Origin of the sequence: Streptomyces roseirectus (assembly GCF_014489635.1) — a bacterium.
GTDB lineage: Bacteria > Actinomycetota > Actinomycetes > Streptomycetales > Streptomycetaceae > Streptomyces > Streptomyces roseirectus.
This window is the reverse complement of the sequence record NZ_CP060828.1, coordinates 611905-626954: the sequence shown is the minus strand read 5'-3', so window position 1 is coordinate 626954 and position 15050 is coordinate 611905. Positions and strand designations below refer to the sequence as shown.

The following is a 15050-nucleotide window of genomic DNA, read 5'->3' as shown; positions in this document are numbered from 1 at the left end:
GCGCAACGCGGACGTCATCTTCTCCGCGCACGGCGACGACTTCGAGGACGCGCCGGCGTTCGCGCGGGCTGAGGGCGACCTGCGGATCCTGCCCGGCACGGAGATCGTCATCGGTGCGCCAACAGGCCACCCCGGCAACGGCGTTGAGCATCGCGGGCCGGCTCTGGAACCGGGACCTGAGCGACCGCGACGCGGACGGCCCGCTCCCGCGGGAGGACCCCGTCGGCGCGGAGAACGACGGCTCCTTCGGCGCCCGCCGTGTCGCCGACCCGCGCGCCGTGGCCGCCGAGTGGCGGCAGGAGGCGGAGGCGAACGGCTGGTCCTTGCGGGAGGCGGTGGTCGCGCTCGGCCCGCAGCGCGGCCACGTCGGCACCCCCTCGGGACTCGCCGGCAGGTTCGCCCACTGGGTCCGCCACGGCGCCGTCGACGGCTTCGACATCACCCCGTACCTGATCCCGGACGGCCTCGACGACATCGTCGGCCTGCTGGTCCCGGAGCTCCCCTCACCCGCCGCTCCGTGTCCGCTCCCGCTCCCACGCCGCGGGCCGGCTGAACGCCTCGGGGACGGCGGGGGCCCGGCGGTCCTCGACCGGCCGGTTCCACTCGCCGTCCCCGAGCACCAGCAGCGGGTCGAACATCACGACGACGCCCGCGAGGAGCAGGAAGATGACCGGCCCGATCAGCATCGGCAGCAGCAGCGAGGTCGGCGAGTCCCCGGCCCACGACGCGGTCGTCCCGTGGACGTGGACGCTGACCGCCGCCATCCCGGTGTAGTGCATGCCGGAGACGGCGACGCCCATCACGAGGCTCGCGCCGAGGCTGGGCAGGAAGCCCCGGATGGTGACCGCCGCCCACAGCGCGGCGGTCGCCGCCCCGATCGCGATCAGGACGGACAGGACGACGACCAGCGGGTCGTAGCCGATGCGCCCGTTGAGGTGCATCGCCGCCATCCCGAGGTAGTGCATCGCCGCCACCCCGAGCCCGGTCACGACGCCCGCGAACAGCAGGGTGCGCGCGCTCGCGCCCCGGTAGCCGACGATGAACACGCCGACGCCGACCACGAGGACGGCGACGACGAGGCTCAGCACGGTCAGTCCGACGTGGTAGCCGACGCGGGTCTCCACGACCCGGAACCCGATCATCGCGATGAAGTGCATCGTCCAGATCCCGCACCCGATGGAGGCCGCGCCGAGCGCGAGCCAGCCGGGTTTCCAGGACTGGGTGTTGAGCAGCGAGCGGACGATGCAGCGCAGTCCGAGGGCGCCTCCGAGGCACGCCATCACATAAGCCGCGATCGGAGTGACGGCCCCGTAGCGGAACCCGTCCACCGTGCCTTCCATAGGCCAACTCCCCCCAGAGTCAATAGCTTGTACGAGTCAATACTTGTGCGTCTCTCACGTGCCGGTACGCAATTCTGGGCACAGATGTTCAGGGCTTGGCCCTCTTTATTCCGATTGGCATATTCAGTCGGCAATAAAGAAGGGCGCTCGCGGGGGAAGGTCCCGCGAGCGCCCCTGTGCGGCGTCGGAAGGCGGTGTCAGAAAGTACGGCCGAGGAGGTCCAGGAGCGCCGCCCAGTGCCGCTCGTCCCCCGCCTTGTCGTACGACGCCATGTCGGCCTGTGTGTAGCCGTGCAGGGCACCCTCGTAGACCTCGGTGACGTGCCGGACGCCGGCCTCGGTCAGCGCGTCCTCCAGGGTGCGGACGGCCTCCGGGGGCATCGACTGGTCCTGGTCCGCGTGGCCGAAGTACACCTCGGCCGTGATGTTCCCGGCGACCAGGTGCGGGCTGTCGGGGCCGTCGGTGACCAGGCCGCCGCCGTGGAAGCCGGCCGCCGCCGCGACCCGGTCCGGGTGGGTGCCCGCCGTCAGCAGGGACAGCCGCGCGCCCATGCAGTAGCCGGTGAGACCCACCGGGCCCCCGGTGACCGCCGGGCTGCCGGCCAGCCAGCCGAGGTAGGCGTCCGCGTCACGCATCGCCAGGTCGTTGGTGAGCGACTGCATCACCGGCCAGATCTTCTCGAAGATCTCCGGCCGGGCCTGCGGGTCGATGTACTCGGGGAGGTCGAAGACGGGGGTGCGGCCGTGCCGGTAGAACACGTTCGGCACCAGCACGGCGTAGCCCTCGCCGGCGATCCGGTCCGCCATCGCCCGCAGGTGCGGACGCAGCCCGAACGCGTCCTGGTAGAACAGCACGCCGGGGTGCGGGCCGCCGTCGGCCGGGTGGACGAAGTAGGCGTCGGCGACGCCGTCCTCGGTGGTGATGTCGACAGAGGTTCCCTGAACTGAGGTCATGACCGCCATCGTTACATGTTTCAACCAACGCCCCGGGTGGCGGCCCACCCCTCATGAACCGCCCTTTACTCGAACCGCGACGCGTCCCCCGCCCCGTACCGCACGATCGTCGCCTCGCCCTCCGAGAAGTCCACCACCGTCGTCGGCTCGGTCCCGCACTCCCCGGAGTCCAGCACCCCGTCCAGGACGTGGTCCAGCTCGTCCTTGATCTGCCAGCCCTGCGTCATCGGCTCCTCCTCGCCCGGCAGCAGCAGCGTGCTGGACAGCAGCGGCTCGCCCAGCTCCGCCAGGAGCGCCTGGGTGACCGTGTGGTCCGGGATGCGCACCCCCACCGTCTTCTTCTTCGGGTGCTGGAGCATCCGGGGCACCTCGCGGGTCGCCGGCAGGATGAAGGTGTAACTCCCGGGCGTGGACGCCTTGATCGCCCGGAACACGTTGTTGTCGATCTGCACGAACTGGCCGAGCTGCGCGAAGTCCTGGCACACCAGCGTGAAATGGTGCCGGTCGTCCAGCTTGCGGATGGACCGGATCCGCTCGATGCCGTCCTTGCTGCCGAGCTTGCAGCCCAGCGCGTAGCACGAGTCCGTCGGGTACGCGATGAGGGCGCCGTCCCGGACGGCCTGCGCGATCTGCGAGACGGTCCGCGCCTGCGGGTTGTCGGGGTGCACGTCGTAGTACTTCGCCATGGGGCGAGCCTATGCCGCCGCCCGCCCCACCCCAGGCCCGGGACCCGCCGACGCCCGGATCCGTGTAACCTCCCCGGTCAGCGACCTGAGGGGGAGGACAAGGAGGGCGAGGCGATGACGGCCCGGGACGAGGGCGGCACGAGGTGGGCCCAGGAACTCCTCGCGCTGCTCAGACAGGGTGTCGACGGCGCCGTGAACTGGCTGGCCCGCACCCTGGACGCCGAGGTCTGTCTGCACGACGACACCGGCACCCCCGTCGCCGGACACCCCCGGCCCCTGGAGGGCACCCCGGCCGCCGACGTCCTCGCCGGCCGCATCGCCGCCGCCTCCTGGGAGGGGGACGGCCGGTATCTGCGGCTCGTCAGAGTCGTCCGCCCCGGCCCCGCGCACCCCTGGCTGCTCGCCGTCGCCCGCACCGCCCCCTTCGACGCGCGCGCCTCCGACGTCGTCGCCCACACCGCCGCCGTCCTCGAAGCCGTGCTGCGCGCCCGCGAGGCCGACGCCACCGAACGCCGCCTGCGCCGGGCCGCCGCCGACCTGCGGCTCGCGATCCTCCAGCTGCTGATGGTCGAGGACACCGTCGCCGCCCGCCGCGTCGCCTCGGGGCTGTGGCCCGGACTCCTGGACGTCGACACCGCGCGCGTCTACATCGCCGAGTCCACCGTCGAGGACCGCGACCAGCTCGCCGAGGACATCCTCGCCGCGACCCGCGACGCGGCCCTCGTCGTCCGCTGCCCGGCGATGGACCCGCAGGTCATCGTCGTCGTCCCCGACGAGACGGCCGACGCGCGGCTGCGCGCCCTGCCCCCGCTGCGCCCCGGCACCTACCTCGGCGGCAGCGTCCCGCACGACCTCGCCCGCACCGCCACCGCCTACGGGCAGGCCGCCAGCGCCCTCGCGGTGGCCCGCTTCCACCCCGAACGCACCGCCATCTACACCGAACGCACCAACCCGCGCCGCCTGATGGACCCGCACGACCTGAACGCGTGGGCCCTCGACCTGCTCAGCCCCCTCGACCGGCTCCCGCACCACGTGCGCGCCGAACTCATCGCCACCACCCGCCTCGGCCTGGAGTTCACCGCCGTGCGCGCCGCCCGCATCCTCGGCGTCAGCCGCAACACCGTGCGCGCCCGCATGGAACGCGTCGAGTCCCTGATCGGCACCGACCTCTCCGACCTGACCGCCCGCGCCGCCCTCCACCTCGCCCTCGCCCAGCGCGACTCACCCGCCGAGGACGCGCCCCCGGCCACCCTCGACGACCTCCTCACCGCCCCCGCCCTGCGCACCTGGGCCCACACCCTCCTCGCCCGCCTCGACGCCGACCCCCGCGACCTGCGCGGCACCCTGCGCGCCTGGATCGCCGCCCAGGGCAACGCGGAACGCGCCGCCGACGCCCTCGGCATCCACCCCCAGACGGTCCGCGACCACGTCCGCAGCGCCGAACCCGTCCTGGAACGCCAGCTCCTCGCCCCCGGCGGCGACCTGTACGAAGTCGTCCTCGCCCATCTGGTCACAGGTGACGTCGGACGCCCCGCCCCCGACCCGGCGAACGGGGGCGAACCGGACGGCCCTGTGCACAGGTGAGCCCCGCCCGCGCACCCGTGCGATTCACACCCGCCTTACCGTTCACGTACCTTCGGGGCAGCTCGGGGTGCGACCAGGACGGGGGACCGGTCGCACCCCGCCGGCGTCTCAGCCCCGCAGCCGCACCGGGATCTCCTGCCACCCGAACGCGATGAACGACGGAACCTGCGTCAACTCGCCGCTCTCCAGCGTCAGTCCGGGGAACCGCTCGAAGAGCGCGGCCAGCGCGTGCGACGCCTCCAGGCGGGCCAGGGGCGCCCCGATGCACCGGTGGACGCCGATCCCGAACGCCAGGTGGTCGTCGGCGCCGCGTGTCGCGTCGAAGACGTCCGCGTCGCCGCCGTAGCGCGCGGGGTCGACGCCGGCCGCCGCGTACGTCGTCAGGATCGCGTCCCCGGCGGGCACCGTCACGTCGCCGACGGTCAGGTCCTCGACCGCGAACCGCAGGGGCAGCGAGGCGATCGACGGGTGCGCGCGCAGCGTCTCGTCGATGACCGCGTCCCAGGAGATCTCCCCGGCACGCACCGCCGCGAGCTGGTCCGGGCGGCGCAGCAGGGCGACGACCGCGTTGCCGATCAGGTTCACGGTCGTCTCGAAGCCCGCGCCGATCACCAGCAGCAGCGTGTGGAGCAGTTCCTCGTCGCTGAGCCGGTCGCCGCCCTCGTCGCGCACCCGGATCAGGTCGGTCGTCATGTCGTCGCCCGGCTCCTCGCGCTTGCGGGCGATGAGTGTGCCGAGGACCGCGCCGATCTGCTCCTGTACGAACGCCGCGTGCTGCGGGGACGGGTCCGAGGTGTCCATGATCGCCGCGATCAGCCGGCCCGTCGCGTCCCGCAACTCCTCGGGCACACCGAACAGTTCGCAGATGATCCGCATCGGCAGCGGATGCGCGAGCGCCGCCCGCAGATCCGCCGTCTCCGCCCCCTCCAGGGCGTCCAGCAACTCGGTGGTGACCGCCTCGACGCGCGGGCGCAGCGACTCCGTGCGCCGCGCCGTGAAGCTGGGCGCGACCAGCCGGCGCAGCCGCGTGTGGTCCTCGCCGTACGTCGAGAGCATGTTGACGACGCCGACCCAGCCGAGCACCCAGCCCCAGGACGGGTGCCCGGGCACCTCGGACCACAGCCGCCAGTGCCGGCGCGGGTCCTTGCTGACCCTCGGGTCGAGGATCAGCTCCTTCAGCGTGTCGTACCCGGTCGGCGCCCACGCCGGGATTCCGCCGGGCAGCTCCACCGGCACGATCGGGCCGAGCGCGCGTAACCGCGCGGACTCGGCGGGGATGTCGGCGCCGAGCGGGTCGATCGAGATGCGGTCGGTCACGGTCACGTCGGGTCTCCAGGCTGGTCGGGAGTGCGCGGGGTGAAACGGACGGGCAGGGCCTTGAGGGAACGGTGGAAGGGGCCGGGACGCCAGGCGAGCCGGTCGCGCGGCAGCACCGGACGCAGGTCGGGCAGCCACTGCGTCAGCCGCTCGATGGCCTCGGTGACGATGAGCAGCGTGTGCCGGCGCACCGGACAGGCGTGCGGGCCCGCGCCCCACGACAGGTGCGAGGCGTCCGACGGATGCCGCCCGCCGGTCACCTCACGCTCCGCGAACACCCCGAGCGCCCCGTACGACACCACCACCGGCACCGTCTCCGGCAGCCACACCCCCCGGAACGCGACCGGCTCACGCGCGTAGTAGATCCCGTAGTTGGCGAGCGGCGTCTCGTGGTGCAGCACCTCCACCACCGCGTCCGTCACCGGACGCGCGCCGCTGGTCAGCGTCGAGTAGTACAGGTCGTTGCCGAGGATCCGCGACAGGGTGTTGGAGACGAGGTTCGCCGTCGGTTCGAGGCCCGCGCCCAGCGTGAGGAACACCTGCCAGGTGACTTCCTCCTCGGTCAGCCCCAGCGGATGATCGAGGAGCCGGCTCGGCAGGTCCTCGCCCGGCTGCTCCGCCTTCGCGGCCACCAGGTCCAGCACGTACCCCGCGTACTCCGCCTCACCGGCCGCCGCCTCCGGGCCGCCCTCCATCATCCGGGCCAGGCCCCGGTGCAGCCGGTCGCCCTGGCTGTCGGGCAGCCCGAACAGGTCGTTGAAGACCAGCGCCATCAGCGGCCGCGCGAACTCCTCGACGAGGTCGGCCTCACCGCGCGGCCCGATCCGGCCCACCACCGTGCGCACCGCCCGGTGCACCCGCGCCCGCAGGTCGTGCGGCTCCACCAGGTCGAACACGTCGATCAGCGTCCGACGGTAGCGCAGGTGCGCCGCGCCGTCCGAGAACAGCGCGTTCGGCCGCCACCGCATCATCCCCAGCACCGGCGAGTCCACCGGCACGGTCGTCTCCCAGGCCCGCGGGTCGTGCGAGAACCGGGTGTCGTCGTGCAGCACTTCGAGCGCCGCCCGCCGGTCCGTCACCACGAACGCCGTGATCCCCGGCGCCAGTTCCGCCCAGCCCACCGGGCCCTGCGCCCGCAGCGCCGCGTAGTAGCGGTGCGGATCGGCCGCGAAACCCTCCTCCCACAGCCGCACCGGCGCCGACCGCGAGAAGTCCCGCTGGTCCGGGGGGTACGTGGTCACCTGGCCTCCCTGAGGATGAGATGGTCGACGAGCGCCAACAGCGCGTCGATCGACGAGTGGGCGTCGCGCGCGTCGCACGTCACCATCGGCGTGTCCGCCTCCAGGTCCAGCGCGCGGCGCACCTGCGCGTCCGTGTGGTGGCGGGGCGAGTCCGGGAACGCGTTGACCGCCACCGCGTACGGCAGCCCGCTGTCCTCCACCAGCTCCAGCACGTCGAACGACGCCCCGAGCCGGCGGCTGTCCACCAGCACCAGGGCGCCCAGCGCCCCGTACGAGATGTCCTCCCACAGCTCCCGGAACCGCTCCTGCCCCGGCGTCCCGAACAGGTACAGCACCACCCCGCCCGGCAGGCTGATACGGCCGAAGTCGATCGCGACCGTCGTCGTCGACTTCTCCCGCACCCCCGCCAGATCGTCGACGTGGGCGGACGCCTGGGTCAGCCGCTCCTCCGTGTGCAGCGGGGTGATCTCGGAGACCGAGTCGATCAGCGTGGTCTTGCCGACCCCGAACGGGCCCGCGACCAGGATCTTCACCAACTCCCGCGCGGTGTCCGGGAGATGCGGGGGGCTAACGCTTGAGGGCGCGGAGGCCATCGGCCACTCTCTTCAGCAGGTCGGGGTCGTAGTGCGCGGCGGACGCCATCGGGGCACGGGCGAGCAGCAGCTCCTTGTCCAGCAGGGCGGCGATCAGCACCCGCACCGCCGACACCGGCAGCCGGAGCACCGCCGCCACCTCCACCAGCGCGAGCGCGCCCCCCGACAGCGCGTCGAGGACGGCGAGTTCGGCCGCGGGCAGCCCCGGGGGCACGGGGACGGCGGGATCGCGGGCGAGGACGGTCAGCCGCTCGAGGCGCGGCCGGCTCGGGCGGGCGACCCCGCCCGTGGAGAGGTACGCCGGCACCAGCGGCCGGCCGGCCGGGCGCCCCGTCACGCGGGTCCGGCGTCGTCGGCTCCTCGGGGCACGGCCGCCATGGCCTTCTCGCCGAGCCGCGCGACCTGCGAGTGCACGCGGTGCGCCAGCAGGTCAAGACGCACGTCCGCGCTCCCGTACGCGGCCACGCACGTGCCGTGGTCCGTCGGCACGATCAGCACGTACCCGTGGTCCGACTCGATCACCACCTGCCGGACGACGGCACGCTCGGCGTCCGCGAACGCGGCGGCGGCCGTACGGCAGGCGCCCTGCACGGTGCTGGTGATCGCCGCGACGCGCTCGGCGGACGGCCGGCTGAGCGCGTCCGTGTACCCGGTGACCAGGCCGTCGCGGGTCAGCATCACGGCCGCGATCACCTGCGGCACCTCCAGGATCGGCTCCAGCACCCAGGCCGTGTTGTCACCCGTCTCGGGAGTGGTCATCGCGTGGGGCCTCCTTGGTGTTCGGTGCGCTCGAAGTCTCGGGGGGTGTCGTCGGGGCGGGAGCGCTCGCGCTCGCGGCCACGATCGGGGGTGGGCTCGGGCTCGGCCGCCGTGTGCGGGGTGGCGAAGCGGGACCAGTCGTACGAGGTGTCGTCGCCGTGGGAGGGCGGGCGCTCGTGGGTGGCGGCGGGCCACTCCTCGGCTCCCGCGTCCGGGGTCGGCTCAGGGTCGTCGGCCGGGCCCTGGAGCCACTGGTGGACCGTGTCGTCGGGGCACGGCTGCGCGTCCGGCGGGGCCTCGGCGGGGGCGGGGACGCGGGGCCACTCGTGGGTGTCGTCCAGCGCGCGGCGTTCGGGCGCGTCGGGCCGGTCGTCCGGGGGCTGTCGGGGTTCGGGGGCCGGTTCGGGCGGGGCGCCGGCGTGGTTCCAGTCGTCCGCCGGGTCCGGGGTGACCGGGGGGCGTGGAGTGGGCGCGGGGGCGGGGTCCCACTGGGGGGTGGGGGTGAGGCGGAGAGTCTCGGTCGTGGAGCCGTCGCGGGCCGCCGCCGTGCCGGACTGCAGGGCGCCGAGCGCCGCCGCCGACTCCTCCGGGGTACGGGCCGGACGCCGGGGCGAGGACCACTCCTGCCCCGGCACCGGGCCCAGCGGGGTACTGCCGCTGGGGGAGGGGCGCGCGGTGCGGTTGCGGCGGCGGCGCTGGGGGAGTTCGTCGAAGTCGAAGTCGTCGTCGGGGGCGGGGCTTGCGGAGGGGCCTGCGGCGGGGGCGGTGGCGCCGTGGAAGGCGGGGCCCGGCGACGGGGGCTCGGGGGCGTACGCGGGGGACGCTTCGGCTGAGTACGGGGGTGCCGGCACGGGCGGCGGGGGCGGAGGCGTGGGCGGTGCCGGGGGAGCCGGAGGCGTCGGCGGGGCGGGAGGCGTCGGGGGGACCGGGGGCGTGGGCTGCGGGCAGGGGACCTCGGACGGTTTGCGGGTCGTGCGCGGGGCGCTCGCCGACGGGGGCCTGCGCGCGGGATCGAGCCTGGTCAGCAGGTGCGTGCCGATGCGCAGCACCGCGCGGACCCCGCCGTACGGCGACGCCGACGTCAGGTCGACGGCCAACTCGAACTGCCGGGTCAGGCGCCCGATCGCGGCGTGCCCCATACGCGGCGGATCCCCGAGGTCGGTCAGCTGGATCGGCTCGTCCCCGGCGACCATGCGCTGCGCCCGCTCACGCTCGTCGAGGGTCATGCCGACGCCCGCGTCGTCGACGGTCACGCACACCCCGTGGTGGACGTGCTCCAGGCCGACGATGACGTCCGTGTCCGGCGCCGAGTGGCGCAGCGCGTTGTCCAGCAACTCGGCGACGATGATCGCGACGGGCTCGACGGCGTGCGAGACGAGCGCGGTGCCGGGTTCGAGGTGGTTGTGGACCTTGACGCGCTGGTACCCGGCGAGCCGGGCCTGGCCACCGGTCACCGCGTCGACGAGGTGCGACTCCTCCCGCGCGAGCCCCACCCACGCCCCGCACACCACCGCCGTCACCTGGGCCCGGCGCAGCGACTGCTCGTTCTCGTGGTCGAGCCGGAACAGCGTCTGCGCCAACTCCGGTTCGTCGTACTGCTGCTGGAGTCCGCGCAGGGCGTCCTGGAGCCGGTAGAGGGCCGCCTGGATCTCGCGCGTGGCGCCCCGCATCCCGGCCTGCGCCGCCGCGTCGACGCTGCCGCGCTGCGCGGTCACCTCGACGCGCAGCGACTCCAGGACCTTCTCCAGCGCGACCCCGAGCGGGGTGCCCGCCGTGAGCGGCTGGAGCGGGCCGGGTATCTCCAGGTGCGGATGGGCGATCCGGCGCGCGGCGGCGGGTACCCGCCGCCCCGCCAGGTGCTCGATCTCGGCGGTGAACGCCCGTACGGACCCGTCGAGTTGGGTGCGCAGCGCGGCGATCTCGGCCTGCTGTCTGGCCTGTCTGCGCCGGGCGCGCAGCAGGCCGCCGCCGAGGGCGAGCGCGGACAGCGTGCCGGCGGCGAGACCGCCGACGGCCAGGTCCGGGAGTTCGATCATCGATTCGGTTCCAGGGTGGGCCGGGCGCTCGACGGGAACACACGGGCGGACGAGGACAGGGGCAGGAGGGCAGAGGGCAGGGGAGGGGTGGGTGGCACGGGCGCCCCGGTGGGGCACTCGCAGCACAGTACACACCGTCATCGGCCGCTCTCGCACGGTCGAGTGCCACTTCCCGGCGAAACGCTCCGCCATCTGTGCGCTTCTGCCCCCGAGTGTCGGAAATTCCGTACAGGAAACCGCAGTTGGCGTTGAACGCGGGCCGCCCCGCGCCCGTACCGACGGGTGCCCAGCCACCGTTCGCCGACCCCGGAGACCGGAAATCACCCATGCCTCCCTGACCCCGTTGACACCACTGGCCCGATGCCTACGGTGGACCCCGCACGGCGAAACGCCCGATATTCGATATGTCGAACCGTACGGCGGAGGCTTTGTTGACCCCCCTAGGCAGACGCCCGTTCCTCGCCGCGGCGACCACCCTCACCCTCACCGGTGTCCCCGCGCTCCCGGCCCGTGCGACACCCCGCCCCACGGCCGCCCCCACCGCCCCCTTCCTGCTCACCGACGTCGCCCTCCTCGACGGCCCGTTCCGCGACAACCAGCGCCGCAACACCGCCTACCTGCGCTTCGTGGACCTCGACCGGCTGCTGCACACCTTCCGGCTCAACGTCGGCCTGCCCAGCACGGCCCAGCCCTGCGCCGGCTGGGAAGGCCCGGACGTCGAACTGCGCGGCCACTCCACCGGGCACCTCCTGTCCGGCCTCGCCCTCACCCACGCGAACACCGGCGACACCGCACTGCGCGACAAGGGACGCCGGCTGGTCGCCGCGCTCGCCGAGTGCCAGGCCGCCTCGCCGGCCGCCGGCTTCCACCCCGGGTACCTGTCCGCGTTCCCGGAGAGCTTCTTCGACCGCCTGGAGGCGGGCACCGGGGTCTGGGCGCCCTACTACACCCTGCACAAGATCATGGCCGGCCTCGTCGACCAGTACCGGCTCTCCGGCAACGAACAGGCCCTCGACGTCGTGCTGCGCAAGGGCGACTGGGTGGACCGGCGGACGGCCGGCCTGTCGTACGAGCGGATGCAGCGCGTCCTGGACACCGAGTTCGGCGGCATGAACGACGTCCTCGCCGACCTGCACGCGATCACCGGTGACGCCCGCTGGCTCGCCGTCGCCGAACGCTTCGCCCACGCCCGCGTGTTCGACCCCCTCGCGCGCGGCGAGGACAAGCTCGCCGGACTGCACGCCAACACGCAGATCCCGAAGGCGGTCGGCGCCGTCCGGATGTGGGAGGAAGGGCTCGACGACCGGTACCGGACGATCGGGGAGAACTTCTGGCGGATCGTCACCGGCCACCACACGTACGTCATCGGCGGCAACAGCAACGGCGAGGTGTTCCACGAACCCGACGTCATCGCGGGCCAGTTGTCGGACAGCACGTGTGAGAACTGCAACAGCTACAACATGCTCAAGCTGACCCGGCTGCTGCACTTCCACGCCCCCGGACGCACCGACCTCCTCGACCACTACGAGCGCGCCCTGTTCAACCAGATGCTCGGCGAGCAGGACCCCGACTCCGCGCACGGCTTCAACATCTACTACACCGGTCTCGCCCCGGGCTCCGCCAAACGCCAGCCGTCCTTCATGAGCCCCGAGGACGCCTACTCCACCGACTACACCAACTTCTCCTGCGACCACGGCACCGGCATGGAGACCCACGCCAAGTTCGCCGACACCATCTACAGCCACGACGAACAGCGCCTCCTGGTCAACCTGTTCATCCCCTCGGAGGTCAACTGGCGTGCCAAGGGCATCCGCTGGCGCCAGACGACCCGCCTCCCCGACCAGGACACGACCACCCTGACGGTCACCGCGGGACGGGCCCGGCACGCCCTCGTCGTCCGTATCCCCGGCTGGGCGCGGGGCGCCCGGGTCCGGCTCAACGGCCGTGCCCTGCCCGACCGTCCGGCGCCCGGCACCTGGTTCACCCTCGACCGCGCCTGGCGCCGGGGCGACCGCGTCGACGTCACCCTCCCGCTGCGCACCACCGTCGAGGCGACCCCCGACGACCCCGAGGTCCAGGCCGTCCTGCACGGGCCCGTCGTCCTCGCCGGCGCGTACGGCGACCGCGCGAACCCCTGGATGCCGCGCCTCGACGTGGCGAGCGTGCGCCGGGAGTCCGCCGATCCGCTGCGGTTCACAGCGCGGGCCGACGGTGAACAGGTCACCCTCCTGCCGATCGCCCGCGTCCACCACCAGCACTACTCCGTGTACTGGCGGACCGGTGAACCCCCGCCCCCGCCCCCGGAGTTCGTCGCCTGGCACCCCTTCGACGAGACGACCGGCACCAGCGCGTCCGACGCCACCGGCAACGGAAAGACCGCGACCCTCGCGGGCGGGGCGACGTGGACCCGGGGGCGCACCGGCGGCGCGGTCGCCCTCGACGGGACGGACGGCCATGTCGCCCTCGCCGCCGACCTGTTGGCGGGCGCCTCCGCCTACACCCTCGCCGCCTGGGTCCGCCTCACCGGCGAACCCGCCCCCTGGACCCGGATCTTCGACCTCGGCACCGGCGTCACCGCCAACCTCTTCCTCACCCCCCGCAGCTCCGCCGACACCCTGCGCTTCGCCATCACCGCCGGCGGCGGGGGCGCCGAACAGCGCATCGACGCACCCCAGTTGACCCCGGACCGCTGGACCCACGTCGCCGTGACCTACGGCACCGGCACCGCCGTCCTCTACGTCGACGGCACCGAAGCGGGCCGCAACACCGCCGTCACCGTCGAACCCCGCCACTTCGGCAACCACATCCGCACCGCCTGGCTCGGCCGCTCCCAGTACAACGACCCCTACCTGAAAGCCGCCCTGGACGACGTCCGCGTGTACGGGCGGACCCTGGACGCGACGGAGATCGCGGACCTGGCCCGCTGAACACGAGGGGCACGCGCACGCCGACTTGCGGGTGCCCCTCCCGCACGGGCACGGTACGGACCGTGCGCACCTTGCTGATCGTCCACCACACCCCCTCCCCGAACTGCCAGGCCCTGTTCGAGGCCGCCGTCGCCGGCGCGAGCGCGCCCGGGATCGAGGGCGTGCGCGTCGTCCGCCGGGCCGCGCTCGCGGCCACCGCCTCCGACGTCCTGGCCGCCGACGCCTACCTCCTGGGCACCCCGGCGAACCTCGGCTACCTCTCCGGCGCCCTCAAGCATTTCTTCGACCAGATCTACTACCCCTGCCTCGACACCACCCGGGGCCGCCCCTGGGGCGCCTACGTCCACGGCGGCAGCGACACGACCGGCGCGCTGCGGGCGCTGGACACGATCACCACGGGGCTCGGGTGGCGCCGGGCGGTGGAGCCGGTGACGGTGACGGGGGAGCCGGCGAAGGGGGACACTGAGGCGTGCTGGGAGCTGGGGGCGGCGCTGGCGGCGGGGCTGATGGAGTGAGCGGGGTACGGCTGACCTGTGCGGTGGGTCAGCCGTAGGCGGTGGGGGCTCAGTGGCGGGGGCCGAAGAAGTCCACCGGGGTGTTCGAGCCGGCGAGGGCGCCGTTGCCCATCTGCTCGAACCGCTGCTGGACGTTGGCGGCGAACGCGTGGGACTGGGTGGCCGAGTTCTGGCCGCCCGCGTTCATGGCGACGGTGAGGATCCCGCTGACGGGCGCGGTGGGGGAGGTGCGCACCGGGGTGCACAGGAAGTCGAACTCCTGCGGCGACGGCGAGTCGTAGGTCTTGATGCGGCCGCCGCTGAGCGTGGTGGTCTGGCCGTTGCGGAAGGCGTCGTCCATCGCGTTGAACACGCCGATCGCCTCCAGGCCCGGCAGGACGTGCCGGCCCCGGCTGAACTGCGGGACCATGCCGAACGCCTGGCCCTGCTTGCCGTTGGCGTAGCGCAGCAGGTGCTCGGGGCCCTCGGTCAGCATGATCGGGAAGGGCGCCCCGTCGAACACCGCGAACAGCTCCTGCTGCTGGGCCAGCAGGCTGTCGCGCAGCCGGAACTCCGACAGCAGCGTGTCGGCCAGCTCCTTCATGCCCTCCCGGGTCTGCGCGTCCCAGGTGCGCGGCTTGAAGTCGGCGACGCAGACCGTGCCGAGGATCATGCCGGTGTTGTCGCGCAGCGGGGTGCCGAGGTAGGAGCGCACACCGAGGTCGTTGACGAGGGCGTTGCCCTTGAAGCGCGGGTAGTCGAACACGTCGTCCAGCGCGAGCTGGGAGCCCATCGCGACGGCGTGCGGGCAGAAGCCGTAGTCGCCGGGGGCCTCGCGGGTGAGGTTGCTGAGGTCGAAGGTGACCGCGTTGCCCGCCGCGTCGGTCCGCTCGCCCGGATCGCCGGGGGGCGTGTACATGCCGCGGAACATCTGCTGTTCGTCGCTGATGAAGTTGACCATGGCCAGGGGCGACTGGGTGAACCCGGCCGCGAGCCGCGCCACCCGGTCGAAGGTGGCCTCCGCGCCGACCGAATTGAGGCCGAGAATCTGCAGTCGCAGCCGGCGCTGCTCGCCCGCGAGACGGAGTTCTTCAGGTGAGAGGGAGTCCATGAGATCAGA

Annotated in this window: 13 protein-coding genes; 3 read left to right on the top strand and 10 right to left on the bottom strand. The window is 73.4% G+C overall.

The features are described from left to right. Positions 1-503: 503 nt before the first annotated feature. The 3 genes from IAG44_RS02350 to IAG44_RS02340 all read right to left on the bottom strand — a co-directional run bounded on the left by IAG44_RS02350 (position 504) and on the right by IAG44_RS02340 (position 2979). Entirely contained in the window at positions 504-1340 is an 837-nt protein-coding gene (locus tag IAG44_RS02350) for an MHYT domain-containing protein (RefSeq protein WP_187745469.1), read from the bottom strand. A gap of 197 nt (positions 1341-1537) precedes the next feature. Next, the gene (locus IAG44_RS02345; protein ID WP_187745468.1) at positions 1538-2293 is read right to left on the bottom strand and encodes a dienelactone hydrolase family protein; all 756 of its coding nucleotides are present in this window, start codon (positions 2291-2293) and stop codon (positions 1538-1540) included. A 65-nt stretch (positions 2294-2358) separates the two neighbouring features. Then, a complete protein-coding gene (locus IAG44_RS02340; RefSeq protein ID WP_187745467.1) occupies positions 2359-2979 on the bottom strand; it encodes an L-threonylcarbamoyladenylate synthase in 621 nt (206 codons plus the stop codon). A 114-nt stretch (positions 2980-3093) separates the two neighbouring features. On the opposite strand from IAG44_RS02340, the gene IAG44_RS02335 reads away from it, so the two are divergent. Continuing rightward, the gene (locus IAG44_RS02335; RefSeq protein ID WP_187745466.1) at positions 3094-4563 is read left to right on the top strand and encodes a helix-turn-helix domain-containing protein; all 1470 of its coding nucleotides are present in this window, start codon (positions 3094-3096) and stop codon (positions 4561-4563) included. Positions 4564-4671: 108 nt separating this feature from the next. Here IAG44_RS02335 and IAG44_RS02330 read toward each other — a convergent pair whose 3' ends face one another. The 6 genes from IAG44_RS02330 to IAG44_RS02305 are packed head-to-tail and all read right to left on the bottom strand — an operon-like array spanning position 4672 to position 10509. After that, positions 4672-5886 (bottom strand): cytochrome P450 family protein, encoded by a 1215-nt coding sequence (locus tag IAG44_RS02330; RefSeq protein WP_187745465.1) that lies wholly within the window; start codon positions 5884-5886, stop codon positions 4672-4674. Beyond that, positions 5883-7121 (bottom strand): cytochrome P450, encoded by a 1239-nt coding sequence (locus IAG44_RS02325; RefSeq protein WP_187745464.1) that lies wholly within the window; start codon positions 7119-7121, stop codon positions 5883-5885. The genes IAG44_RS02330 and IAG44_RS02325 overlap by 4 nt, the downstream gene beginning before the upstream one ends. Then, complete coding sequence (locus IAG44_RS02320) at positions 7118-7714, bottom strand: GTP-binding protein (protein WP_187745463.1); 597 nt, start codon at positions 7712-7714, stop codon at positions 7118-7120. Before IAG44_RS02320 ends, IAG44_RS02325 begins: the two co-directional genes overlap by 4 nt. Next, complete coding sequence (locus IAG44_RS02315) at positions 7689-8051, bottom strand: DUF742 domain-containing protein (protein WP_187745462.1); 363 nt, start codon at positions 8049-8051, stop codon at positions 7689-7691. The genes IAG44_RS02320 and IAG44_RS02315 overlap by 26 nt, the downstream gene beginning before the upstream one ends. Further along, positions 8048-8473, bottom strand: coding sequence for a roadblock/LC7 domain-containing protein (locus IAG44_RS02310; protein ID WP_187745461.1), 426 nt, complete (start codon positions 8471-8473; stop codon positions 8048-8050). Before IAG44_RS02310 ends, IAG44_RS02315 begins: the two co-directional genes overlap by 4 nt. After that, positions 8470-10509 carry an ATP-binding protein gene (locus IAG44_RS02305; RefSeq protein WP_187745460.1) on the bottom strand — a complete coding sequence of 680 codons (2040 nt, stop codon included), beginning with the start codon at positions 10507-10509 and terminating at the stop codon, positions 8470-8472. Before IAG44_RS02305 ends, IAG44_RS02310 begins: the two co-directional genes overlap by 4 nt. Before the next feature lie 404 nt (positions 10510-10913). On the opposite strand from IAG44_RS02305, the gene IAG44_RS02300 reads away from it, so the two are divergent. Continuing rightward, positions 10914-13436 (top strand): glycoside hydrolase family 127 protein, encoded by a 2523-nt coding sequence (locus IAG44_RS02300; RefSeq protein WP_187745459.1) that lies wholly within the window; start codon positions 10914-10916, stop codon positions 13434-13436. Positions 13437-13498: 62 nt separating this feature from the next. Further along, on the top strand, positions 13499-13951 hold the full coding sequence (locus IAG44_RS02295) for a flavodoxin family protein (RefSeq protein ID WP_187745458.1): 453 nt from the start codon (positions 13499-13501) through the stop codon (positions 13949-13951). A gap of 49 nt (positions 13952-14000) precedes the next feature. On the opposite strand, the gene IAG44_RS02290 is transcribed toward IAG44_RS02295, so the two are convergent. Continuing rightward, positions 14001-15041 carry a GAF domain-containing protein gene (locus IAG44_RS02290; protein ID WP_187745457.1) on the bottom strand — a complete coding sequence of 347 codons (1041 nt, stop codon included), beginning with the start codon at positions 15039-15041 and terminating at the stop codon, positions 14001-14003. Between the last annotated feature and the right edge of the window lie 9 nt (positions 15042-15050).